Consider the following 23,064-nt stretch of genomic DNA (forward strand, 5'->3'; position numbering starts at 1 on the left):
TATGAAAAAGATTCTCGTTACCGGTTCCAATGGATTCTTGGGCCAGAAGGTGGTAGATCTACTGTCCAAAGCCCCTCAATATGAAGTGGTCGCTATTTCAAAAAGTGCCAATAGGAACCCCAACCAGGATGGCTATGATTTCAGCCAGGTTGATTTATTAGATAAAGACAGCGTGGATCACTTTTTATCGGCCCATGTTTTTGATGCTATCATCCATACGGCTGCTATGACCAGTGTAGAAGCTTGCGAAGCTGACAAAACAGCCTGTCAGCGGCTTAATGTGGATCTGGTTGAGACCTTGGCCAGCTATTGCGCAAAAAATAATACGCAGCTGATCCATCTTTCGACGGACTTTGTATTTGATGGTAGGAAGGGTAGCCTTTACATAGAAGATGATATTCCCAATCCGCAAAGTGAATACGGAAAAAGTAAATATGCTTCTGAGCAAATCTTATTAATGACACATTGCCGTTTTGCCATCCTGCGCACCATTTTGGTATACGGTATCAATGCCGATCCCAATCGTTCCAATTTATTGTTGTGGGCCAAAGGTAAATTATCTCAGGGGGAGGCTATAAAAGTAGTAAACGATCAATGGAGAATGCCTACTTTTGTAGATGATCTGGCCTACGCCTGTCAGCTGGCCATCGAAAGAAAGGCACAGGGAATTTTTCATATTTCAGGTTCCGAGCTGATGTCCATAAGCGAGGCCGTGTATCGGATCGCAGATTATTGGAAGCTGGATACGACATTGATCTCAGAAATCAGTGCGGCGAGTATCGGGCAAGCCGATAACAGACCTCGTCAGACGGGATTTGATGGCAATAAATCCAAAGAAGAATTGGGCTATGTTCCAACTCCTTTTCGTAAATCTTTAGAGATAATTGACAAACAGTACAACGAATATAGAAGATAATGGCAAAAACGATATTAGAGAAATTTGCGCGAGAGTCCTACACCGAGATGAACGAATTAGTCCTGCCAAATGATACCAATACGTTCGGCAATCTAATGGGAGGCCGTCTGCTCTACTGGATGGATATCTGCTCAGCCATTGCCGCGCAAAAGCATTGTAGCAATGTAGTGGTAACGGTTTCTGTGGACAATGTTTCTTTCAAGCGATCCATCAAACTGGGAGAGGTCGTGACCATCCAAGCTCAGGTAACACGCGCCTTTAACAGTTCATTGGAGGTCAGGATGGAAATCTTCGCTTCTAATTTACCCGAGGGCACACGGGTAAAAACCAATGAGGCCTACTATACCTTTGTTGCGGTTGACGCCGATAATAATCCCAAAGCAGTGCCTGCCCTGGTTCCGGAGACGGAGTCAGAACTCAAAGCTTACGAAGACGCTCTTCAACGCAGGGAGCTGCGTTTAATTCTCGCCGGTAAACTTAAACCCGAGAATGCCAAAAAGTTAAAAGCGTTGGTCAGTTTATTCAGCCAAAAGAACTAGCTTTTTAGTAATATAACAATAAAAAGTAAGGGACAAATCAAGGTTTGTCCCTTACTTTTTATACGGCCAGCTCGTTGTGTAAAAGCTTTGCCTTATCGTTGTCGTATCTATTGGTTGCCCAAAGCCAGGATCCTATCGAACTCTTCGGGCTTCAGCGTCATGACTGACAGCCGTCCCTGTCTGACCAAGGCAATATCCTGCAATTGCTCGTCCGCTTTGATCGCTTCCAGTGTCACGGGATTTTTTAGCGTTTCGACCGGAGCAAGATCAACAACAACCCAACGCTCATCGTCAGTGGTCGGATCCTGATAGAATTCCTTCACGACTTTAGCAACCCCAACCACCGCTTTTCCTTCGTTGCTGTGATAGAAAAGAACGAGATCCCCTTCTTTCATGGCCTTCAGGTTATTTCGGGCCTGATAGTTCCGCACCCCATCCCAAAAGGTTTGCCCATCTTTATTGAACTGCTCCCAGCTATATTTAAAGGGCTCTGATTTTACCAAAAAATATTGCATAATTCGGATTTCTTAAGATAGTTATCACTTATTGTTTTGGCATTAATACTTCCATCTTATCCGCAAAATGCGCACAATAATCACGTAAATCGCCAATAACCTTTTCCGCCATGGGATCACCGCCCGAAGCACGGATGAATGAATCTCCCAACGTCTGTAAGGTCTCATAGAAGAATCTCTTCATCTCATCGTAAGGCATATCTTTGGTCCAAAGGTCGATACGCATGGAGTTTTTGTAATGTGCATCCCATAAAGCCAGGAACATCGCTTTTGCGGGCAATTCCTCAGCATTGTCTCCATCCGTGGACGACCACATAATATTCTCTGGAACGTGGTTCTCATCCAGCTCTACTTGTAGTTTTATTTCTGCTTTCTTCATTTTAGTATATGAGTCGTGCACTCTCTCTTTTATTACTTTCTAATTTATTAACTGAATGTTGCCTTGACGATCAGACACGCTATGCTGGCCAAGACCAAAAACGCCAATTGCAATATCCACATTTTTTTATTGTCTTTGATCAGAATCCTGAACAAGATGTCGACCGCCAGCAAAAGCACCAGAAGTACTAAAAAGGCGCCCCAGGTAAACAGTGCCTTTTCGTCATCTCGATTTTCCATGACAAACCAAGCCACCAAACACGCGCTTGCGATATTTAAAGGAGTAAACCGCATGCAGCACTAACGCTTTTTAGAATTACGGTTCGTACCTGACGACCTGCTTCCAGAAGACTTCCCTTTACTTTTTGCTTTGGGCTTAAAGCCCGATGAACGCTGTGCTTCCCGCACTTCTTTCTGTTTGATGACAAATTTCTTTTCGTGGAAGGCACCCTGATAGTCCGGATCATCTTTTCGCTTTTGATTGTCAATCTCGCGGGCAATATCCTGTTTCTCCTGAAACGGAGTTTTCTCAACAACAACATCCTCAGGAATTGGATACACAGGAATACGCTGCTTGATCAGTTTCTCAATCTTCCGGATGTAGTACTTTTCGGCATCATTACAAAAAGTGATCGCATCCCCTTCATTGAATGCGCGTCCGGTACGACCAATACGATGTACGTAATCTTCAATAACGATAGGTACTTCAAAGTTGATCACATGACTCACATTCGAGACGTCCAACCCACGCGCTGCCACATCCGTAGCGACTAAAATCCGGATATTTCCTTCCTTAAACGCATTGATTGAATTGATCCGCGTATTCTGCCCTTTGTTGGCGTGAATTACCCGAACGGCCTCCTGGCCATATTTACGTTCCAGGAAATGAAAAACATTATCCGCAACCTGCTTTGTTTTACAGAAAATGATCAACCGTGTGAAAGCCTCATCGTCTTTCAAGAGGTATTGCAGCAGGTTTAGCTTCGTTTTTAGATTAGGTACAAAATACAGGGCCTGACTGACGGTTTTGGCCGGTGTCGCCTGCTCCGACACTTCGATGACCGTAGGGAAGGCCAAAAAATCACCGGCGATCTTACGCACCAGCTCGCTCATTGTCGCTGAAAACAACAGATTCTGCCGCTTGCGTGGAACGATTTCCAATACGCGATGGATTTTACTGATAAATCCCATATCCATCATTTTGTCGGCCTCATCCAAGACCAAAAACTTAAGCGATTTGACAACGATATGTCCCTCAAGATACAGGTCCAAGAACCGGCCGGGAGTCGCGACGATAATATCCACTCCTTTTTCCAATGCTTCTATCTGGGTTTTCGGTCCCAGTCCACCGTATAAAACAACGGAGCGTAAATCAAGGTAGGTCGAAAACAGCTGAATGTTTTGCTCGATCTGCATCGCCAGCTCCCGTGTAGGTGTTAAAATCAAAGCGCGCGGGTCATTCCCCTGCGCATACTTCAGCTTCATTAGCATAGGCAGCACAAATGCAGCAGTTTTTCCCGTTCCTGTTTGCGCTATGCCCATCACATCCTGTCCTGCTAATATTGGCGTAATAGCCTTTTGCTGGATCTCGGTGGGTTGTTCATATCCTGCCTCCGCGATCGCATTTAAGATCTGTCTATTGAATTTAAAATTTTCAAATGATTGCTGCATCTGACAAAGATAAGGAAAAGAGTCCACTTGACTTTCCTCGGGATGCTTTAGCACACACATTTACTTTTAATTGACATAAAAATTGGGAAATAGCACATAATAAAGTCTAATATTTTGGTTTTTAATAGAATTAAAGCATTTTTGTAGGGTACAAACAAACTTTTTATCAGGTTGATATGAAAAAATTATGGATGTGCTTGTTGCTGATTACAACAAGCTTCGCTGCATTTGCCGATGAGGGAATGTGGTTTTTAATGTATCTCAAGCGTCTAAATGAGGCTGATATGCAGAAAAAAGGTCTTCGTTTAACTGCCGAAGAGATCTACAGCATTAACAATTCCAGCTTAAAAGACGCTATCGTACAATTTGGCGGTGGTTGTACTGCTGAGATTGTTTCTGATCAGGGACTGGTATTTACAAACCATCACTGTGGTTACGGCGCAATTGCCGAACTTTCCACCCCAGAAAACGACCACCTCACAAACGGTTTCTGGGCAAAAACAAAAAGCGAGGAATTAAAACCCAAGTCGTTGTCAGTTCGCTTTTTTGTCCGTATGGATGATGTCTCCAAACGCATTCTCGGTTTAGTAAACAACAACATGCCAGAAGATGAACGCAACAAGATCATCGCTGCCGAGATCGCTAAAATCCAAAAGGAAAACAGCGAAAACGGCAAATATGTTGTAGAAGTGAAATCCTTCTACCAAGGCAATGAATATTACTATTTCGTTTATCAAGATTACAATGATGTGCGCTTAGTAGGTACGCCACCCAACAGCATCGGTAAATTTGGAGGAGATACGGACAACTGGGAATGGCCACGTCATACCGGTGATTTTTCAATTTTCCGCGTTTACGCAGATAAAAATGGTAACCCTGCCGAATACTCGCAAGACAACGTGCCGTTAAAACCTAAACACTTCTTACCTGTCAGCCTAAAAGGCATACAGGAAGGCGATTTTGCCATGATCTTAGGTTATCCTGGCCGTACCAACCGTTGGATGCCTTCAGGGGGTATCAACCAGAATGTTAAGTTTGCTTATCCAGCATGGGTTGAAGCCTCTAAAACGGGTATGGATGCCATGAAAAAATTTATGGACCAAGATCAGGCTGTGAAGCTGAACTACGCTTCCAAATACTCACAGGTAGCCAATTATTGGAAAAACCGTCAAGGAATGATCGATGCGCTAAGCCTGCATAAAACGGCCGATACAAAAGCTAAGGAAGAAGCTAAATTCGACAAATGGGCAAACAAAGCGGCTAACAAAGCCGAGTATGGTGATGTGATCAAAACCATCAATGCTTATTACGCTGCGACAAACGAGAATGCCAGACACGACAACTACCTAATGGGAATGTTGCGTTCAAGTGCGATCGCTGCATTGCCTTACTCCATAGGTTCAGGATTGGAAGTATATACTGCTGGTGACGAGTCAAGAAGAAAGGAGATTCTTCCAAGATTAAAAGCAGCTATCGACGCTGGTTACGAAAAAATGTATTTGCCTTTGGAAGAGCAGGTACTGATCGATGAGTTGAATCTGTACGCCAAAAAGGCGGGCAAAATCGCACCATATATTGCTGAACTGGCGGCGAAAAACAACAATGATTTTACCGCATATATCAAAGAGGCGGTGAAGAACAGTATTTTTGCATCTGCAGAACGTTTAAACAATTACCTCGAGAATCCAAATGCTACCGCCCTGGCCAACGATCCTCTTTATAAACTATCTTCAGCACTGATCGCGAAATATCGTGAAGAAGATCCGGCATTAAAAGCGCAACATGATAAATTTGAGGCAGCTTACCGTAAATATGTAGCTGGAGTACTGGCTTCAAACCCTAAAGGCAAGTTCTATCCAGATGCCAATAGTACGTTGCGCTTATCCTACGGCACGATCAAAGGCTTACCAAAGGATCCCCGAAACGATGCTGACAAAAACTATTACACCACACTTAAAGGAACAATTGCCAAGTACAAAAAAGGCGATGAAGAGTTCGATTTGCCACAGCGATTGATTGATCTGTACAATAATAAGGACTATGGCCGTTACGCTGACAAAAAGGGCTATTTACCAGTAAACTTCCTCAGTGACAATGACATAACTGGCGGAAACTCGGGCTCACCCGTTATAAATGGCAACGGCGAATTAATTGGCCTAGCTTTTGATGGGAATATTGAAGCAATGGCCGGAGATGTGATCTTCGATCACAAGCTACAACGTACAATTTCAGTTGATATCCGCTATGTCTTATTTATCATCGATAAATTTGCCGGCGCAACTAACATTATTGACGAACTTAAGATTGTTGAATAGTTTTTTTTGAGCTTTTTCGATAAAAAAAAACGAAATATATTTTCTATTTGATTCGTTTTTGTATATTTAAGGAGTGTTTAGAAAAAACCATAAAAACTAAAATTATAATTATAAAAAAATGGAAAACTACGTAAAATTAAAAGAGTTAGTAGCTTCTATCGAAGCTGATGCAGACAAGTTCTTCAACAATGGTAATTCTGCTGCTGGTACACGTGTACGTAAAGGATTACAAGAAATCAAAACCTTAGCACAAGAAATCCGTAACGAGGTTACTGCTAAGAAAAACAGCGGAAAATAATCTTTCCTGAGTTCACATAAAAAAGGCCTTTCGGAAGAAAGGCCTTTTTTATGTGAAACACACACTATTTTATGGTTTGCAACCCCAGCTTACAAATTGCCAAGCTCCATAATAAATTGCACCGTTTCCTTGTTCATGTGCTGTGAAAGTACACTCGTTAGCTGATCGGTCATCGCCTTTCTGGTCATCCGCTTCACCTTGCTGTTGTCAAACTTCTTCTTATCCATCGTCACCGCATTGCTCAGTTCGACCTTTGTGGCAAAATAGGAAACGTGCTGGCTGGGTACGACTAGGCCTAGGATCATTCCCGGCAATCCATTGATGGATTCAGGACCACCACTAATCGGTATCTCATTGCAGTAATATCCGATGACATACACAGAGTCGGGCGTAATACCATTAGCCCTGCGGCAGTTGTACCCCGCAATTTCCCGGTATTCATCGGTAATCTTCCATTTGATCCGCTTCATCGTGTCTTCGACAATGATCTTTTCTCCGACGATATCATTATATCGCAGAAAAGAACGATCCGACAGATTTGACAGGGTAGTCGCGTCGAAATCCAGAGCGAATATCATGATATACTGTTTGACCATCTCATCCAGTTGGTCGTTTTTGATCGGTTCAAACAAGGTTTCCTGACCATTAAACTTCAGGGTTTTCTTTAAGACGGCGTTTTCCGGTAGCTTGGGTAAGATCTGTTCGAAAAAAACCTTTGAATTATTATCAGCCTTGGCAATGAATTTCTTGCTGACAATGTTTTTCATGTACATGGTTTTATCGTAGGTAATACTTCCGGAACGGCCAAATAAGGTATATTGCGCCTTGAGCCCAAGTGCCGAACAGCATAAAAAGAAAAAAAAGATATATTTTAACATTGTGCTTCGATTTATTCTATAAAAACATTTTCGTAAAATCCCAGGATAGTTTAAGCATATAATACCTGCGTATCGTATCATACCGGCGCTGTGTAAAAACGGAAGTCGAGGCCGAACGGCTAAAACCTTTGTTCTGATCAAGCACATCGTTGACCGTAAAATCCAATACCAACGACTCGTTTTTGAGGAACTTTTTGCTTACTCCCGGATGCAATAAAAACTGCTCAAATTTTTGGTCAAAAGCTTTGGTCGCCGCTTCGTAAGTATAGCTATAGTTTGTATACAGCTTGAACGTTTTGGTAATGAAATATTCCACACTACCATTTGAACCGAACACAAATCCGTTACTATTGGTCGTGGGTTCCAGGCTGGATTTCATAATGCGGTATTGCGGACTAAGGTTGAGATCAAAATTGAGCCCCGTCTTCGTGTCTCTCTTGAAGTTATAAGTAAAATTAAAATTCGTCGTGTTTACCTTGTTCAGCTGTTGATTGAACATATTGTAATTATCACTCATATTCAAGTAGAACTGCGGCGAGTTGGACAATCCTAATTTCTTGCTCAGTTTAAAATACACCCCAGACCAGATATTGACCGAAGTATTCGTCTTTCCGTTCACGTTGTTCCAGGTATATGTATTGATACCGTCCAGGGTATCAATATTTTGGGTAATTGGATTCTTTTCCAGGGATACATTTCCGCCCACATAGAGATAATTGCCCGTCAGCACACGAAATGAGTTATAATTCAGATTTAATGAATTCCTAAAGGATGGTTTCAGGTTTTCATTTCCTAAATACCGGTTGATCTGATCCGAATTGTCAAGGATAGGCTGAATCTGGCTCATCGATGGCAGCTGATTTTTACCCGTGTAATTCATCCAAAGTCCTTTTGTTTTGGTAAAGGAATAGCCTGCGCTCACATTAGGGTTGTACGTAAAGTAGCTCCTCGAAAGACCCTGACTCGTATAATTGTTGAATTGTTTGAGCTTATCGTGATTAAAATTATTTGCCACAGTAAACTTGAATTTTTCCGTGGTATGGACAATAGCCAGCTTATATCTGCTACTATTTCTGTCAAAATCGTAATCATTACTAAACAGGGAGTCTAAATCCGTATAGTTTCCATTGCCGTCCTTGTTGAGAGATTGAACCGAAGACGAACTGTTACTCTGCTCTATCCCTGTCCCTAATACAAGATTCCAGACCTTCGACAAGGGCTCCGTATAAGAAATGGAAGCTCCCCAGACCTCGCTTTGATTATCCCGCACTTTACGTTGGTCCGTCGAAACGGTTTGTCCCAGATCATATTTATGTAGCTTCGATGTCAAATGTCCCGTACCGTTTGTCTCATTTCTATTCAACTGCCCATCCAGAGTAAACGAGCGCCCTTTTTTTCTGAACTTATGGGTATAATAGGCGCTAAAGTTAAGTTCATTGATATTATTTTTGATGATCTCGCGCGTCTTCTCCGCCGTGGTTGTATCGAGGTCCCCCTGGCTATCCGGACGCTGTTTAAATTGAAACGCATTCCGCTCATTGTCTGACCAGAGATTTTTTCTGGAAATACCGCCCCTTACGGTCAGCATATTTAATGAATCGAACTTGAGATCATATTTTAAATTCGCCCGATGCTGATCATTTTCCGTATCCACCGTTTTTAATGAACGGTTATTGATCAGACCACTGCTGATGGTTTCGTCATTTCCATCGCTGCTCAGCCGGCCATACTTATAGTTGATGTTGACCGTATGTTTTTCCTTGTCGAATTTGTCGGAAAAATTTGCTCCCGAATTGATGGCACGGGGCACACCGATGACTCCCTGTCCGGAAAAAGGGTCGCTAAAGCTATTGATGGAAACCGATCCATCGTCGCCATAAGACACACCTGAATCGCCACCGTACTTTTGGGCGTCCTGCCAGTTCATACTCGTTGTACCGTTATTTCCAAATAATCCGTATACCGAAATCTTCTGGGATCCTTTGAATTTATTTAACATCAACTGCCCCATATAATAATCGTCCGTTCCGCCGCCGAAAAGGGCTTTACCAAACATTCCATTTTTGGAGCCGTCCTTTAACTTGACATTGATGGTTTGCTCCCGCTGCCCATCGTCCACTCCGGTCCGTTCAGCCTGCTCTGATTTCTTCTCATACACCTGCACTTTGTCCACCATATCCGAACGAATGTTTCTTGTCACCAGGGTTGGGTCATCACCAAAAAATTCTTCCCCATCCACAAGCACCTTCTTGACGGTCTTGCCCTGTGCCGTAATTTTGCCCGAAGCATCGACAGTGATACCCGGCAGCACTTTCAGCAGGTCTTCCACTTTCGCATTCTTTTCTACCTTAAAACTGCCGGCATCATACTCGGTCGTGTCTCCTTTGATGGTTATTGGAATTCTTCCGGTGACGATTACTTCTTCGAGTAGGGTCGCCGTGTTGGTCAACCCAATCGCAAGCTGTGAATAATCTCTCCCCGGCAGAATTTCTGTATAGAAGTCCCCATATTTTGGATAGCTCACAATCAACAAGTAAGAGCCCGTATCTGGCCTGGATAAGGAAAACGAACCATCTGCATCAGATCTCGTAAAACTTGTCAAAATAGAATCTTTCGCCGTCAGCAACATGACAGTCGCATCGGATAACTTTAGCTGGTCTTTTACATCACTTACTTTTCCGGCAATTCTGGATTGCCCTACTGCCAGCCCATGGGCTGCAAAGACGAAAAAGAAGAGAATTTGCAAAACTCTTTTCATAAAATTGTTAGATAGTACATGAATTCAATATAACATTAGTAGATTAAACCTATATTTTGTTACAATGAAATTAATTTTTTTTCTATAAAACCACCGACTGATAAAATTGTCGTAGTATGGAATTTAGTCGTTATCTTGGTAAATGGCTAGAAACCGCCAGAACTGCTGACAGAAGAAGCATATTAATATGGCAAACAATAGCTGGCAGCCTATGATCAGATAATTTTTATATGCACTTGTAATGTCTGCCACCTGCACTTTACCCATCAGATAATTATTCAGGATTATTCCAAACACCGTACCCAATAGAAAAAATAAAATCGCGTATTTTTTATTTTTTTTAGCCTGCGCCTTGACTGTATCCAGATCTTTGATACGCGCCATAAGACGGCTTTCGAAATCATCAAATGGCATTTCGACCTTGCCCATCTGCATGAGCTGTCTGAATTTTTCTTCTTGTTTATCCATAGTATTCTGATTTCCGGATTAATTGCCCTAAAACAATTTGCATATTCTTACGTGCACGATGTAAAATCACCTTGGCATTCGCACGTGTCCATCCCATTATTTCTTCAATTTCGTCGAGAGATAGTTCTTCCAGATAAAAAAGACGCAAGGCAACTGATTCTCTTGAAGGCAAAATGGCCAGGGCATCATTGATCATTTCCTTCCTTTCGCCTGCGATGATCTCATCAAGCACCGATGCATGGTGCGCTTGATCATGATCGGATAGATCTAGATTGACAAACTCCAACTTTTTATGCCGGATACTGTTAAAAGCCACATGTACAACAATTCTGTATAACCATGTACTAAATTTTGCCCTACCTTTAAATGAAGACAGCGACTGGTAGCCTTTGATAAAAGCATCTTGTACGACGTCTTGTGCCAAATGTTCTTCCTTCACGATGGAAAGCGCAACTGAAAATGCCATATCTTTATAGGTATTGATAAAATATCGATAAGATTCCACATCTCCGGATAGTACTTTTCGAATATAGATTTCATCCATCAGTGAGTTAAATATCTTGTTTTTTATCCAGATTATGGGCAACAATCATCGCCACTCCGGCACAGATGACAACAATGCCAACAGAGATCGAATGCTGGAGCTTCACCGTATTCAGATTGTTTAGAAGGCCGACAATAAACAGGCCCAGACCAATACCCGCGACCAGAATACCTGGTTTTTGCCAATCCGAAGGTTCCTTCGTCCTTTTTTCGCTTGGAATACCTACCGAAGTACTGCGATAACGCATGATAAAATAGACACATAACGTGATACAAGTAAATAAACCGATGCAGACTACTGCTGCTACTGACCCTTTTTCCATATTTCTTTTATTTAATTTTTACATTAGTCACAGGCTTTCCCGAAAAGGTTACAACAAATTGAGTTAAATATGCCGATTTGTGTAAATTTGTTTCAAATACAAACAATATGCAAAACATTAAAGAATATGTAGAAGCAAACAAGCAACGTTTTTTGGATGAGTTGTTTGATTTATTGCGTTTACCATCGGTAAGTGCTGATCCCAAATTTAAGGGGGATGTGCAAAAGACAGCTGAGTTCGTTGCCCAGAAACTGCGGGATGCAGGTGCTGACAACGTAGAGGTTTGTGCAACCGCTGGTAATCCAATCGTTTATGGCGAAAAAATTATAGATCCTTCATTACCCACCGTATTAACGTACGGACATTACGATGTGCAGCCGGCCGATCCATATGAACTCTGGGATACTCCCCCTTTTGAACCCACTATACGCGATGGAAAAATTTATGCCCGCGGCTCTGCCGATGATAAGGGGCAGTTTTACATGCACGTAAAAGCCTTCGAATATATGATGAAAAACAATGCTTTGGCATGTAACATCAAGTTTATGATCGAAGGTGAGGAAGAAGTCGGCTCGGCCAATCTGGGCACCTTTGTAAAGGAAAATACTGAAAGACTTAAAGCGGATGTGATCGTCATCTCGGACACTTCCATGATCAGCATGGAACAACCCTCTCTGGAAACCGGTCTACGCGGACTCTCTTATGTTGAAGTGGAAGTAACTGGACCAAACAGAGACTTACACTCAGGTGTATACGGTGGCGCTGTCGCCAACCCTGCAACAGTGCTGGCCAAACTGATCGCTTCTTTGCACGACGAAAATAATCACATCGCGATCCCCGGATTTTACGATGATGTCATTGAGCTGACTGAAGCAGAACGCAAAGCGTTGAATGAAGCGCCATTCGACATCGAAGCCTATAAATCGGATCTGGGCATTCAAAATATCTGGGGTGAAAAAGGCTATACCACCCTCGAACGCACCGGCATCCGTCCGACGCTGGAAGTGAACGGTATATGGGGCGGTTATATCGGCGAAGGTGCCAAGACGGTATTGCCTTCCAAAGCTTATGCAAAAATCTCGATGCGTCTCGTTCCGAACCAAAAATCCGAACGTATTACAGCACTCTTTAAAAAACATTTTGAAGGCATCGCCCCTGATTATGTCAAAGTAGAAGTAAAACCGCATCACGGCGGCGAACCGGTCGTGACACCAACAGATAGCATAGCCTATAAAGCAGCCGAAAAAGCACTGCATGAAACATTCGGTGTTAAACCAATCCCAACGCGTGGCGGAGGTTCCATCCCGATCGTTGCCTTATTTGAAGAGGTACTGGGGTTGAAGACAGTGCTTCTAGGTTTCGGCCTAGATAGCGATAACCTGCATTCACCAAATGAGAAATATGGAATTGAAAACTACCTCATGGGGATTTCTACTATTCCTTTATTTCATAAATATTACGCAGAACTAAGCAAATAATTTAGCTTTTCATTCGACAAAGGGTTATTTTTAACATTCAAAAATAACCCTTTGTCGTTCTATGGATTTTGATTTTCGCTTACTCGTCTTTTATACAGCTGCTCAGCATCTTAATTTTACCAAGACAGCTTCAGCACTTTTCATATCGCAACCCGCTGTCAGTAAAAATATCCAGGAACTGGAAAAGAAGCTCGGCATACCTCTTTTTGAAAGAAAAGGCAATAATCTCAATCTCACCGAATCGGGGCAGATCCTTTATAAATACGCCCAGCAGATTATCAACCTGTACAATCAGGCAGGCCAGGAAATACAGGAGCTACAGCACGGCCGCAAGGGGAATCTAGTCTTGGGCGCCAGTACCACAATCTCGCAATATATATTACCGGCCTTGTTAGCCGATTTCCTGACGCAATACCCCAACAATCGTATCCAGTCATTTCAGTCCAATAGCCGCAGCATCGAAGAGCAGCTTATGGATAAAACACTCGATCTGGGCATTACTGAAGGATCCACGGACAACAGATCCCTAAAGTATATCCCTTTTATGAAAGATGAGCTCGTGCTGGTCACAAATAGCGGCAATCCCCTGTTAAAACAGCTAAAAGATCCGATGCTCGCCGATATCACACGGTTGCCACTGGTACTACGTGAACAAGGATCAGGTACCAGAACAATTATTGAAAATGCATTAAAGGATAAGCATATAAACTTATCTGAAATCCATATCGAGATGATATTGCCCTCAACAGAGAGCATCAAAGCTTACCTGCTGCGTCGCAATAGCTTCGCTTTTCTTTCCATACACACGGTGCAGAAGGAGGTATTGAACAATCAATTGTGTATCGTCGACATCCCCGAGTTGACCATAGATCGCTATTTCTATTTTACCCACCTCTATGGCGGACTGGCAGGTACGCCCAACCAGTTTCTTCAGTTCTGCCTGCGTCAGAATTTCAAGGTATAACATTTGGTTATATCTCATAAGTAAAGTTCGCTTTATCCAATGCCGGCATGCCGGTAGATTTGTACAAACGAACAGATGAAATGGAATACAAAAAACTAACAAATTACTTAAAGGCGTTGAGCTGGATTATTGTGGCATTGTGTATCACTTGCACCACACTCTGTATATTTCCACTCAAACATGACACCAGTAGCAGGAAGATCGACTCGCCAGCAGTTTCCAATGACTCGCTGATCACTCATGTATCCCAATTCAAAGAGATAACATTCAAAGACAATCCGGAAGGTGAAATGGCCAAGTATGGCGAAAAGTTAATAAAAAATACTTATGACTATTTTTATGATGGCCAAGTGAAGATCGGAAACAAACTGGCTTGTGCGAGCTGCCATCTCAATGGCGGAACAAAAGCCTTTGCAGCACCTTATGTAGGGCTGACCAACGTATTTCCGACTTATATTGGCCGCGAAAATAAAGTTGAATCGCTGGAGGAACGTATCAATGGCTGTTTTGAACGCAGCATGAATGGCCGCGCAATCCCGGAAAACAGCAGGGAAATGCGCGCAATTGTTACCTATATCAAAAACATCAGTGCCAATACACTCAATAAAGGCAGATTGCCCGGACAGGGATTTGTGCAGCTCGATATTCCAGATCGGGCAGCCGATCTCAAACACGGAAAACTCGTATTTGAAGGAAAATGCATCAGCTGCCATGGAAAGGACGGACAAGGAGTTCCGCAAGCTGGGGGAAAAGGATATGTATATCCCCCGCTTTGGGGAAAAGACAGCTATAATGACGGCGCAGGAATGGCAAGACTGCTCACCGCTGCACGTTTTATTAAAGCCAATATGCCTTTGGGAGCCACCTACGACGCTCCCCAGCTCAGCGATGCCGAAGCTTATGATGTAGCCGCCTACATCAATTCCTTTGACCGTCCAAAAAAAACGAATAAAGAACTGGATTATCCTGACCTCGGCAAAAAACCAAAGGATAGCCCCTACCCCCCCTATGCCGATAACATTAGTTTAGAACAACATAAACATGGACCTTATAATTTTTAAGAAAATGAAAAAACACTTCACCATCGCCTGTATCCTGCTGGCGATAACAACCTTCAGGGCAAAAGCCCAAAGTGACAAATTACTGACTGCTAATCAGCAATATACCGGCGCTGTTGCCAAGGAACAAATATACAAAGCAATTTATCAGCTGGACAGCAATGACCCCAAAACCATTGAGAAAGCTATTCGTAACATCAACAACGTTTTGAAAGATCCTCGTTTGAAAGGTCGGTTACAGATTGAACTGGTTGCCTTTTCGGGAGGAACAGAAGCCTACCTAAAAAAGAATAGCCAATACGAACAGCCCTTAAAGGAACTGGTCAGAAAAGGCGTAATCGTAGCGCAATGCCTGAACACATTGCAAGAGAAACATATCGCAAAGGAGGAATTATTTGATTTTATTGCATATGTCCCCAGTGGCAATGGCGAACTTATTCTCCGTGCAAATGAGGGTTGGATCATTGTTAAACCATAATAGCATGAGAAAATTTGTACTATCCAGCCTGCTTCTGGCCCTCTTGCCCAACCTCCAGTTGCGTGCACAGGAACATCGTTTTGATCCACCATGGAACAATCCTCCCAAATCCGCACTCAACTTTACTGTGCCGGGGATCGATAATGTTCCCGATCTCTATGGTGATATTGAAAATCCACAGCTCACGATCTTTTTTGCCGGCAACCAATTTATGGTAGTGGATGATCTCCTAACCGCTTTCAAAAAAGAATATCCGAAGTATGAGCGTATATTTGTCGAAACCCTGCCTCCGGGAATCCTTGCCAAACAGATCAAAGGCGGCTCAGTTACCATCGGTAATCTACGCATTACCCATAAGCCTGACATCTATACCGCCAGTAAGAGGGCCATACAGGAAATGGCCGACTATTTCAGCCATACGCAGATATACTGTTACAACAACATCTGCCTGATGGTCCCCCGGGGCAACCCCGCAAATATCCAAACATTGAACGATCTAGGTAAGCCTAATGTGCGAATCAGCATGCCAAATCCCTTATGGGAAGGTATAGGAGAACAGATCAAAGCATCCTACAAAAAGGCTGGCGGCGAACAACTCGTAAAGAAAATCATGGAGGACAAAGTTCAGGATGGTCGCACTTATCTGACAAAAATTCACCATCGGGAAAGCCCCATGCGCATCCTATACAATCAGGCAGACGTAGCACCCGTGTGGACCTCCGAGGTTATCTATCAAAAACTCATTGGTCATCCTGTCGAGGGTATTACCATCCCTGATGCGCAAAATACAACAGCAACTTATGTCGCGGCAAAACTCAAAAATGCCCCTCATACGCAGGCAGCAGACGACTTCCTTAAATTTATGGCCTCCTCCGTGGCCAAACAGATTTACAAAAAATACGGCTTTACAATCGACTAAAAAAGAAAATGGATATTAATATCCATTTTCTTTTTTTACTTTAGGTCAAAATTAGTCGAATTGTATGGTTCTATTGCTTAAAAAACTCCATCGTTACTGGTATTTTATAGCCGTTCTGCTTGTTTTTATCCTATTTTTCCCGTACCTCTATTTTTTAGCGCTGGAACCAAAAAAAAATTACGCCGCGATAGCACGTATACGCCGCTGGATCTCGATCAGCGGTTCTGCATTAGCAGGAGTATTTTTTAAAGTCACCTACGAATCGCAATTTAGCTGGGACAGGTCCATGGTACTCTGCCCGAATCATACATCAGTTCTGGATATCACCGCCTTAACCTACTTGTGCCCGATTCCGTTTTCATTTATTGGCAAAGCTTCACTGCTCAAAAATCCAGTTACACGCATCTTCTTCAAAACCATCGATATTCCGGTTACCCGAAGAAGCAAAGTCTCCTCATTTAAGGCCTTTCAGCGCGCTAATGAACTGGTTCAACAGGGCCGTAGCGTGGTCATATTTCCTGAAGGAAAGATTGATGACGGATTTCCACCTCAGCTACATGCGTTTAAATCTGGTGCTTTTCGCATCGCCATCCAAAATGATGTGCCCATAGTACCGATTATTATCGAAAATGCCTGGGATATTTTCTTCGATGACGGAGCCAAACGAGGTTCGCGTCCCGGAATTGTCAACGTTCATGTTTTCAGTCCCATCGAGACCAAAGATTTTGATGACAACAATGCCTCCGAACTCGAGAAAATTGTTTACGACAAAATGCATTCTTATTGGATTATGAAGAATAAATCGTATTTTCAAAAACCAGAGAACGTCCAAAAAATATGTCAGGAAAGATATTAATCGAAATCAAGGATATTGCACGTGAATATCAGATAGGTTCAGAAACCATCCATGCACTTAGCTCCGTGACACTCAATATTCACAAGGGAGAATTTGTTGCATTAATGGGCCCATCAGGATCAGGGAAATCCACACTTATGAATATATTGGGCTGTCTGGACACGCCTAGCAGAGGAGAGTATATCCTCAACGGTATAAACGTAAGCGATATGTCAGACGATGAGCTTGCCGAGGTCAGAAACAAAGAAATAGGCTTTGTTTTTCAAACCTTCAATTTGCTGCCCAAAAGCACAGCATTGGAGAATGTTGCCTTGCCGCTGATCTATGCCGGATATAACAAAATTAACCGTGAGCAAAAAGCCACGGCGGCCTTAGAGAGCGTAGGTTTGGGACATCGTATGGACCATAGACCCAATGAACTGTCGGGTGGCCAGCGGCAGCGCGTGGCCGTTGCGCGTGCACTGATCAACGATCCATCCATTATATTGGCTGACGAGCCTACCGGAAACCTTGACACGAAGACATCCATCGAAATTATGGGGCTGCTCGAAGAAATCCACTCCAAAGGAAACACCATTATTCTGGTTACACATGAGGAGGATATCGCACTTCATGCTCACCGTATTGTACGCATGCGCGACGGGCTAATAGAGAATGATTACGCCAATCCGGATATCAAATCCGTCTCGCCACGCCTGAATGCCTTAAAGGAAAAAGGTAGTGACTTTGAGAATATTTAAAATATTATCTATCTAATATCCAATACTTTACATTATTTACAGAAAAATAACAGCTGATTTACTTGCTTAAGTTAAATTAATTGATAGCTTTGCGAAAATAGAGAACTTAAATTGTTTTTATATGTATTGGACATTAGAATTAGCTTCGCATCTAGAAGATGCACCATGGCCAGCAACAAAAGATGAATTAATCGATTACGCTATTCGTTCGGGTGCACCAGTTGAGGTGATTGAAAACTTACAATCTCTTGAGGATGACGGTGAGCCATATGAAAATATTGAAGAAATTTGGCCCGACTATCCAACAAAAGATGATTTCTTCTTCAATGAAGATGAATATTAAGCAATAAAAAACGCCTTTAGTAAAAGGCGTTTTTTATTGCTCAGATGTAAAAATACCCATTCGAAAGAGCCATTGTCGATTAATACAAACACAAATCCTTGTCTGCTGATTAATCCATTGGATGGCATACAAGTCTTATATGCATGAAATTCAAGATAAAGGCATGGCTTTTAGCCTGTATAACCCTGTTCTGCTGCTCATTATTTGCACAGCAAAGTGCGGATAACGATCCCAATGTAGCTGTGCTGAAGAACTTTGTACATCGCCTAAATGACCAAGATGTCGCAAGCGACATCATTTTGAGCCAAGATCTGTTAACCTCCAAAAATATGGATGCGGACATGCAGGAGTATCTCTTGGCCAGCATAGACGAGATTCGGATCAATATACAGAGTAAAGATAACAGTAAACTGGAATATATCAGCTTTGCCCGGGCTGGACGTAAGGAAACCAATGATATCGACCTCGAAGGAATAGACCCACGACAAGTTTATTTTGTCCGGTATCTGAAACGCTTTGTTTTCGCAGCGGTTGTCCAAGATAAAAAAATAGCTTCTTTCACCCTGGTGTCCAAAGGTGACAATAGAGCCCATTTCGTTTTTTATTGACCGCACTTACACGGACCCTCAGCACAAATTTACCGTTCGATAACCTTGTGCCTCCGTGTCCTTTAGAATGTTTTAACAACAATTTTAAGTCGAATGCTGATTTTTTAATTTTTTTTCAATAAAAAGACTTGCATTTTACAATTGTATCAACCATATTTGTAAAAACAAAAAAGAAAAATGATACTGACCGTATTGAATAAAGCTTGGTGGTGGCACGACGAATAACGTTGTGGCAAACTCCTATTGCATTATTTGATATACATCAAGATATGGTGGGCTTGCCTGAATAAGGTAAGCCCTTTTTATTTAAAATAAATATGAAAGAAATTTTAGCCCATTTGTTTGAATACAAAACTTTTTCGCGGCAGGAAGCTTACGAAATCCTGACCAACATTGCCAGAGGTAAATATGACAGTCACCAGATTGCAGCATTCATGACCGCATATGGTATGCGCAGTATCCGCGTGGAAGAACTCGCTGGATTTCGAGACGCGATGTACGACTTATGTCTCAAACTGGACTTTGACGGTTACGATCTGATTGACCTCTGCGGTACTGGCGGCGACGGCAAAAATACGTTCAATATCTCTACAATCGCTTCTTTCGTGACAGCCGGTGCAGGTTATAAGGTTGCCAAACATGGAAATATCGGTGTATCATCCAGCTGTGGCTCATCAAATGTCATGGAACATCTGGGTTATCAGTTCAGCAACGACAAGGAAGAACTGACCCGCCAGCTCGACGAAGCCAATATATGCTTCCTCCATGCTCCGCTGTTTCACCCCGCCATGAAAACCGTTGCTCCCATCCGCCGGGCCTTGGGGGTGAAGACGTTTTTTAATATGTTAGGACCCTTAACCAACCCAGCCAATCCAAAATTTCAGTCTGTTGGCGTATTCAGCTTAGAGCTTGCACGCCTATATGGTTATCTGTACCAGCATACCGACAAGCAATACGCAATTATACATGCCCTGGATGGCTATGACGAGATATCCATGACCGGTGATTTTAAAGTCATCACCAACCAAGGTGAAAATTATTACAGTATGGAAGAACTCGGTTTTACACCAATCCGCCCAGAGTATCTGGCTGGAGGTGACAGCGTTGCGGATGCAGCACAGATATTTTTGTCCATACTGAATAATCAAGGTACGGATGTGCAAAACAATGTGGTATTGACCAATGCCGCATTTGCCATTAAAACATTTCACCCCGAAAAGACGTTTGGCGACTGCTTTTACGAAGCGGAAGAAGCCCTGATGTCCGGAAAAGCGCTCCGAAGTTTTCAAAAAATCATTAAGCAATAAGCATGGCAGTTAAAGTAAAAGTGTGTGGGATGAAATATCCGGACAACATTGCAGAAGTAACCGCACTTGGGGTTGATTATATCGGCTTTATATTTTACGAGAAGTCCAAACGTTATGTCGGCACAGCACAAAGGGAATATATCCGCAACCTCGTGCAGCCCGCGAAAGTGGGGGTCTTTGTGAACACTGACCTGCCGGAGCTCGTTGATACAATTCATAATTTCAAGCTGGATGCCGTTCAGCTACACGGGAATGAAACAGCAGAGTTCTGCCAGGCCCTGAAAGCGGAGACATCGGCCATTGTCATAAAAGCATTCGGAGTCGATCATAACTTTGACTGGAATCAGCTGGAATCCTACCGCGATGTCGTGGATTATTTTTTATTTGACACAAAAAGCAGCGCCTATGGTGGCACGGGTATACCCTTCGACTGGTCGCTGTTAAACCAGTATAAATTAGACTGTCCCTATTTCCTCAGTGGCGGATTAGGACCAGACAATATCGGAGAAGCCTTACAAGTCGGCGATCCACGTCTGTACGCCCTGGATCTCAATTCAAAGTTCGAAGTAGAACCCGGATTAAAAGATATCAATCTATTAACCCAAAGCATAAACAATATTAAAAGATGAGTATATATCAAGTTAATGAGAAAGGATATTATGGGCCATTTGGAGGTGCCTATATCCCTGAGATGCTCTACCCGAATGTGGAGGAGCTTCGCGAAGAATATCTCAAGATTATCGAAGAGAAAAGCTTTCAGGAAGAATTTAACCAATTGCTCCGCGATTACGTTGGTCGCCCTTCACCATTATATCATGCCAAGCGCCTGTCTGAAAAATATGGGACGACTATTTATTTAAAGCGCGAGGACCTCAACCATACCGGAGCACATAAGATCAACAATACCATTGGCCAGATTCTTCTGGCTGAGCGTTTGGGCAAAAAACGCATTATTGCGGAGACAGGCGCAGGACAGCATGGTGTAGCCACCGCAACGGTATGTGCGCTCAAAGGCATCCAATGTGCTGTCTATATGGGTGAAATTGACATACAGCGCCAGGCGCCCAACGTTGCGCGCATGAAGATGATGGGCGCAGAAGTTATCGCAGCAACCTCCGGTTCGAAAACGCTGAAAGATGCAACCAACGAAGCGCTGCGCGACTGGATAAACAATCCTATTGATACCCATTACATCATCGGGTCGGTCGTCGGACCGCACCCCTATCCGGATATGGTCGCTCGCTTTCAGTCCATCATTTCTGAGGAAACAAAAAAGCAACTGCTTGAAAAAACGGGAAAGGCAACTCCCGATATGGTGCTGGCCTGCGTCGGTGGTGGATCCAATGCTGCGGGTATGTTCTACCATTTTTTGGATGAGGAATCTGTTCAGCTTTACGCCGTTGAAGCCGCTGGTCACGGTGTTCATTCGGGAGAATCTGCTGCGACAACCGCACTGGGAAAAGAAGGTGTGCTCCATGGAAGCAGGTCCATATTGATGCAGACTGAAGATGGCCAGGTCGTTGAGCCCTATTCCATTTCTGCAGGACTGGATTATCCGGGCATCGGTCCACAACATGCCTGGTTATTCCGCTCGGGCAGGGGGAATTACGTCAGCATCACCGACGACGAAGCCATGCAGGCAGGTCTCGAACTTACGCGACTGGAAGGTATCATCCCTGCGATTGAAAGCGCCCACGCGCTGGCTTATCTGGCGAAGATTCCGTTCAAAGGAGACGAGACGGTGGTCATATGCCTGTCAGGACGAGGTGACAAGGATCTGGACAACTATATGAAATACTTTGATTTTTAAACGCATGAGAACGATTGAAAAAAAAGCGGGCAACCCCTTATTATCGATATATTTTACCGCAGGCTACCCCGAGCTGGGAAGTACAGTCCGTATAGCTAAAAAACTGGAGGAAGCTGGGGCAGATTTTTTGGAAATTGGATTTCCTTACTCTGATCCGGTCGCAGACGGCCCCGTCATCCAGCACAGTTCACAGGTGGCGCTGGAAAATGGCATGACACTTAAAAGGCTATTTGAAGAACTGCGCGAGCTCCGTCAGCACGTACACATCCCCGTCTTTTTGATGGGGTATGTAAACCCTGTGCTGCAGTTCGGAATGGACAATTTTTGCGCAGAATGCAAGAACGTCGGTGTGGACGGCGTTATTATTCCTGATCTGCCCATGTATGAATATGAGGAACTGTATAAAGAGACTTTCGAAAAAAATGGCATTGCCAATATCTTTATTGTCACGCCGCAGACTTCAACCGAACGTATCAAAAAAATAGACAGTCTTTCCCGTAGTTTTATCTATCTGCTCTCGGCCAATGCCACGACTGGCAAAACCCTGGATGTAGGTGAAGATACCCATGCCTACTTTAAGCGTATACATGATCTGCAGCTCAAAAGCCCGCTAATTGTCGGATTCGGTATTTCGGATAAAGCGACATTCCAAAAGGCTAGTACCTATACTGCCGGAGCGATCATCGGCACTGCATTTGTTAAAAAGTTAAAAGAACAGGACTACATGGATCAGATTCCTGACTTCATAAAGTCTATCAAGGACTAACGACTCCAAAATGATTCCGGTTAGCGTCTGGGATAGGTCAACTATTACGCCTTATACCCAGACACTAACTATGGAATATGACACATGATAAACGGCCTCGCGCATCATGCTTCTGCGTAGATTTTGTTGTAAAAT

General features: G+C 43.2%; 26 protein-coding genes. 17 read left to right on the forward strand and 9 right to left on the reverse strand.

What is annotated here, in order from left to right:
• Position 1 precedes the first annotated feature (1 nt).
• Both FGL37_RS03465 and FGL37_RS03470 read left to right on the forward strand, forming a co-directional pair.
• Positions 2–916, forward strand: coding sequence for an SDR family oxidoreductase (locus FGL37_RS03465; RefSeq protein ID WP_028072601.1), 915 nt, complete (start codon positions 2–4; stop codon positions 914–916).
• Positions 916–1,455, forward strand: a complete 540-nt coding sequence (locus FGL37_RS03470) for an acyl-CoA thioesterase (protein WP_037534715.1) — start codon at positions 916–918, stop codon at positions 1,453–1,455. The genes FGL37_RS03465 and FGL37_RS03470 overlap by 1 nt, the downstream gene beginning before the upstream one ends.
• 107 nt (positions 1,456–1,562) lie before the next feature.
• On the opposite strand, the gene FGL37_RS03475 is transcribed toward FGL37_RS03470, so the two are convergent.
• Genes FGL37_RS03475 through FGL37_RS03490 form a run of 4 tightly spaced genes read right to left on the reverse strand, consistent with a single transcriptional unit; the run spans position 1,563 to position 4,019 of the window.
• Positions 1,563–1,970 carry an EVE domain-containing protein gene (locus FGL37_RS03475; protein ID WP_028072599.1) on the reverse strand — a complete coding sequence of 136 codons (408 nt, stop codon included), beginning with the start codon at positions 1,968–1,970 and terminating at the stop codon, positions 1,563–1,565.
• Between the two features lie 28 nt (positions 1,971–1,998).
• Positions 1,999–2,349 (reverse strand): gliding motility protein GldC, encoded by a 351-nt coding sequence (gldC, locus tag FGL37_RS03480; RefSeq protein WP_028072598.1) that lies wholly within the window; start codon positions 2,347–2,349, stop codon positions 1,999–2,001.
• Between the two features lie 47 nt (positions 2,350–2,396).
• Positions 2,397–2,588, reverse strand: coding sequence for a hypothetical protein (locus tag FGL37_RS03485; protein ID WP_028072597.1), 192 nt, complete (start codon positions 2,586–2,588; stop codon positions 2,397–2,399).
• Between the two features lie 60 nt (positions 2,589–2,648).
• Positions 2,649–4,019 (reverse strand): DEAD/DEAH box helicase, encoded by a 1,371-nt coding sequence (locus FGL37_RS03490; RefSeq protein WP_037534713.1) that lies wholly within the window; start codon positions 4,017–4,019, stop codon positions 2,649–2,651.
• 176 nt (positions 4,020–4,195) lie between these two features.
• On the opposite strand from FGL37_RS03490, the gene FGL37_RS03495 reads away from it, so the two are divergent.
• Complete coding sequence (locus FGL37_RS03495) at positions 4,196–6,334, forward strand: S46 family peptidase (RefSeq protein WP_028072596.1); 2,139 nt, start codon at positions 4,196–4,198, stop codon at positions 6,332–6,334.
• A gap of 118 nt (positions 6,335–6,452) precedes the next feature.
• Positions 6,453–6,632 (forward strand): BF3379 family histone-like protein, encoded by a 180-nt coding sequence (locus tag FGL37_RS03500; RefSeq protein ID WP_028072595.1) that lies wholly within the window; start codon positions 6,453–6,455, stop codon positions 6,630–6,632.
• An 89-nt stretch (positions 6,633–6,721) separates the two neighbouring features.
• Here the strand turns inward: FGL37_RS03500 and FGL37_RS03505 are convergent, their stop codons facing one another.
• The 5 genes from FGL37_RS03505 to FGL37_RS03525 form a co-directional block, all read right to left on the reverse strand.
• On the reverse strand, positions 6,722–7,510 hold the full coding sequence (locus FGL37_RS03505; protein WP_051607393.1) for a GLPGLI family protein: 789 nt from the start codon (positions 7,508–7,510) through the stop codon (positions 6,722–6,724).
• 16 nt (positions 7,511–7,526) lie between these two features.
• Positions 7,527–10,268, reverse strand: a complete 2,742-nt coding sequence (locus FGL37_RS03510; protein WP_028072594.1) for an outer membrane beta-barrel protein — start codon at positions 10,266–10,268, stop codon at positions 7,527–7,529.
• Positions 10,269–10,391: 123 nt separating this feature from the next.
• A complete protein-coding gene (locus FGL37_RS03515) occupies positions 10,392–10,736 on the reverse strand; it encodes a hypothetical protein (protein WP_028072593.1) in 345 nt (114 codons plus the stop codon).
• On the reverse strand, positions 10,729–11,280 hold the full coding sequence (locus FGL37_RS03520) for an RNA polymerase sigma factor (RefSeq protein WP_028072592.1): 552 nt from the start codon (positions 11,278–11,280) through the stop codon (positions 10,729–10,731). Before FGL37_RS03520 ends, FGL37_RS03515 begins: the two co-directional genes overlap by 8 nt.
• A gap of 7 nt (positions 11,281–11,287) precedes the next feature.
• The gene (locus tag FGL37_RS03525; protein ID WP_138096666.1) at positions 11,288–11,602 is read right to left on the reverse strand and encodes a hypothetical protein; all 315 of its coding nucleotides are present in this window, start codon (positions 11,600–11,602) and stop codon (positions 11,288–11,290) included.
• A 107-nt stretch (positions 11,603–11,709) separates the two neighbouring features.
• On the opposite strand from FGL37_RS03525, the gene FGL37_RS03530 reads away from it, so the two are divergent.
• From FGL37_RS03530 to trpA, 13 genes are all read left to right on the forward strand, one after another.
• Positions 11,710–13,080 (forward strand): dipeptidase, encoded by a 1,371-nt coding sequence (locus tag FGL37_RS03530; protein WP_028072590.1) that lies wholly within the window; start codon positions 11,710–11,712, stop codon positions 13,078–13,080.
• 61 nt (positions 13,081–13,141) lie between these two features.
• Positions 13,142–14,044 carry a LysR substrate-binding domain-containing protein gene (locus tag FGL37_RS03535; protein WP_028072589.1) on the forward strand — a complete coding sequence of 301 codons (903 nt, stop codon included), beginning with the start codon at positions 13,142–13,144 and terminating at the stop codon, positions 14,042–14,044.
• A gap of 80 nt (positions 14,045–14,124) precedes the next feature.
• Positions 14,125–15,105, forward strand: a complete 981-nt coding sequence (locus FGL37_RS03540) for a c-type cytochrome (protein WP_081818041.1) — start codon at positions 14,125–14,127, stop codon at positions 15,103–15,105.
• A gap of 4 nt (positions 15,106–15,109) precedes the next feature.
• Positions 15,110–15,580 carry a DsrE family protein gene (locus FGL37_RS03545; RefSeq protein WP_028072587.1) on the forward strand — a complete coding sequence of 157 codons (471 nt, stop codon included), beginning with the start codon at positions 15,110–15,112 and terminating at the stop codon, positions 15,578–15,580.
• Positions 15,581–15,584: 4 nt separating this feature from the next.
• A complete protein-coding gene (locus FGL37_RS03550; protein ID WP_028072586.1) occupies positions 15,585–16,499 on the forward strand; it encodes a substrate-binding domain-containing protein in 915 nt (304 codons plus the stop codon).
• Positions 16,500–16,563: 64 nt separating this feature from the next.
• Complete coding sequence (locus FGL37_RS03555; RefSeq protein WP_051607391.1) at positions 16,564–17,355, forward strand: lysophospholipid acyltransferase family protein; 792 nt, start codon at positions 16,564–16,566, stop codon at positions 17,353–17,355.
• Entirely contained in the window at positions 17,337–18,095 is a 759-nt protein-coding gene (locus FGL37_RS03560) for an ABC transporter ATP-binding protein (protein WP_028072585.1), read from the forward strand. The genes FGL37_RS03555 and FGL37_RS03560 overlap by 19 nt, the downstream gene beginning before the upstream one ends.
• A 121-nt stretch (positions 18,096–18,216) precedes the next feature.
• The gene (locus tag FGL37_RS03565; protein WP_028072584.1) at positions 18,217–18,438 is read left to right on the forward strand and encodes a DUF2795 domain-containing protein; all 222 of its coding nucleotides are present in this window, start codon (positions 18,217–18,219) and stop codon (positions 18,436–18,438) included.
• Between the two features lie 143 nt (positions 18,439–18,581).
• Entirely contained in the window at positions 18,582–19,046 is a 465-nt protein-coding gene (locus FGL37_RS03570; protein ID WP_051607390.1) for a hypothetical protein, read from the forward strand.
• Positions 19,047–19,363: 317 nt separating this feature from the next.
• On the forward strand, positions 19,364–20,353 hold the full coding sequence (gene trpD, locus FGL37_RS03575) for an anthranilate phosphoribosyltransferase (RefSeq protein ID WP_028072582.1): 990 nt from the start codon (positions 19,364–19,366) through the stop codon (positions 20,351–20,353).
• A 2-nt stretch (positions 20,354–20,355) separates the two neighbouring features.
• Positions 20,356–20,982, forward strand: coding sequence for a phosphoribosylanthranilate isomerase (locus tag FGL37_RS03580; protein ID WP_037534709.1), 627 nt, complete (start codon positions 20,356–20,358; stop codon positions 20,980–20,982).
• On the forward strand, positions 20,979–22,163 hold the full coding sequence (gene trpB / locus FGL37_RS03585) for a tryptophan synthase subunit beta (protein WP_028072580.1): 1,185 nt from the start codon (positions 20,979–20,981) through the stop codon (positions 22,161–22,163). Before FGL37_RS03580 ends, trpB begins: the two co-directional genes overlap by 4 nt.
• 4 nt (positions 22,164–22,167) lie before the next feature.
• On the forward strand, positions 22,168–22,929 hold the full coding sequence (gene trpA / locus FGL37_RS03590; RefSeq protein ID WP_028072579.1) for a tryptophan synthase subunit alpha: 762 nt from the start codon (positions 22,168–22,170) through the stop codon (positions 22,927–22,929).
• Positions 22,930–23,064 lie beyond the last annotated feature (135 nt).

It is taken from the genome of Sphingobacterium thalpophilum, assembly GCF_901482695.1.
GTDB classification, from domain to species: domain Bacteria; phylum Bacteroidota; class Bacteroidia; order Sphingobacteriales; family Sphingobacteriaceae; genus Sphingobacterium; species Sphingobacterium thalpophilum.

Excerpts from the sequence above, each read along its gene's own strand:
- FGL37_RS03525 (WP_138096666.1), bottom strand. The coding sequence starts at position 11,602 with ATGGAAAAAGGGTCAGTAGCAGCAGTAGTCTGCATCGGTTTATTTACT.
- FGL37_RS03465 (WP_028072601.1), top strand. The coding sequence starts at position 2 with ATGAAAAAGATTCTCGTTACCGGTTCCAATGGATTCTTGGGCCAGAAG.
- FGL37_RS03500 (WP_028072595.1), top strand. The coding sequence starts at position 6,453 with ATGGAAAACTACGTAAAATTAAAAGAGTTAGTAGCTTCTATCGAAGCT.
- FGL37_RS03555 (WP_051607391.1), top strand. The coding sequence starts at position 16,564 with ATGGTTCTATTGCTTAAAAAACTCCATCGTTACTGGTATTTTATAGCC.
- FGL37_RS03495 (WP_028072596.1), top strand. The coding sequence starts at position 4,196 with ATGAAAAAATTATGGATGTGCTTGTTGCTGATTACAACAAGCTTCGCT.
- FGL37_RS03550 (WP_028072586.1), top strand. The coding sequence starts at position 15,585 with ATGAGAAAATTTGTACTATCCAGCCTGCTTCTGGCCCTCTTGCCCAAC.
- FGL37_RS03530 (WP_028072590.1), top strand. The coding sequence starts at position 11,710 with ATGCAAAACATTAAAGAATATGTAGAAGCAAACAAGCAACGTTTTTTG.
- FGL37_RS03490 (WP_037534713.1), bottom strand. The coding sequence starts at position 4,019 with ATGCAGCAATCATTTGAAAATTTTAAATTCAATAGACAGATCTTAAAT.
- FGL37_RS03565 (WP_028072584.1), top strand. The coding sequence starts at position 18,217 with ATGTATTGGACATTAGAATTAGCTTCGCATCTAGAAGATGCACCATGG.
- gldC (WP_028072598.1), bottom strand. The coding sequence starts at position 2,349 with ATGAAGAAAGCAGAAATAAAACTACAAGTAGAGCTGGATGAGAACCAC.
- FGL37_RS03485 (WP_028072597.1), bottom strand. The coding sequence starts at position 2,588 with ATGGAAAATCGAGATGACGAAAAGGCACTGTTTACCTGGGGCGCCTTT.
- FGL37_RS03515 (WP_028072593.1), bottom strand. The coding sequence starts at position 10,736 with ATGGATAAACAAGAAGAAAAATTCAGACAGCTCATGCAGATGGGCAAG.
- trpB (WP_028072580.1), top strand. The coding sequence starts at position 20,979 with ATGAGTATATATCAAGTTAATGAGAAAGGATATTATGGGCCATTTGGA.
- FGL37_RS03540 (WP_081818041.1), top strand. The coding sequence starts at position 14,125 with ATGGAATACAAAAAACTAACAAATTACTTAAAGGCGTTGAGCTGGATT.
- FGL37_RS03520 (WP_028072592.1), bottom strand. The coding sequence starts at position 11,280 with ATGGATGAAATCTATATTCGAAAAGTACTATCCGGAGATGTGGAATCT.
- FGL37_RS03475 (WP_028072599.1), bottom strand. The coding sequence starts at position 1,970 with ATGCAATATTTTTTGGTAAAATCAGAGCCCTTTAAATATAGCTGGGAG.
- FGL37_RS03560 (WP_028072585.1), top strand. The coding sequence starts at position 17,337 with ATGTCAGGAAAGATATTAATCGAAATCAAGGATATTGCACGTGAATAT.
- trpA (WP_028072579.1), top strand. The coding sequence starts at position 22,168 with ATGAGAACGATTGAAAAAAAAGCGGGCAACCCCTTATTATCGATATAT.
- FGL37_RS03505 (WP_051607393.1), bottom strand. The coding sequence starts at position 7,510 with ATGTTAAAATATATCTTTTTTTTCTTTTTATGCTGTTCGGCACTTGGG.
- FGL37_RS03570 (WP_051607390.1), top strand. The coding sequence starts at position 18,582 with ATGAAATTCAAGATAAAGGCATGGCTTTTAGCCTGTATAACCCTGTTC.
- FGL37_RS03510 (WP_028072594.1), bottom strand. The coding sequence starts at position 10,268 with ATGAAAAGAGTTTTGCAAATTCTCTTCTTTTTCGTCTTTGCAGCCCAT.
- FGL37_RS03470 (WP_037534715.1), top strand. The coding sequence starts at position 916 with ATGGCAAAAACGATATTAGAGAAATTTGCGCGAGAGTCCTACACCGAG.
- FGL37_RS03580 (WP_037534709.1), top strand. The coding sequence starts at position 20,356 with ATGGCAGTTAAAGTAAAAGTGTGTGGGATGAAATATCCGGACAACATT.
- FGL37_RS03545 (WP_028072587.1), top strand. The coding sequence starts at position 15,110 with ATGAAAAAACACTTCACCATCGCCTGTATCCTGCTGGCGATAACAACC.
- trpD (WP_028072582.1), top strand. The coding sequence starts at position 19,364 with ATGAAAGAAATTTTAGCCCATTTGTTTGAATACAAAACTTTTTCGCGG.
- FGL37_RS03535 (WP_028072589.1), top strand. The coding sequence starts at position 13,142 with ATGGATTTTGATTTTCGCTTACTCGTCTTTTATACAGCTGCTCAGCAT.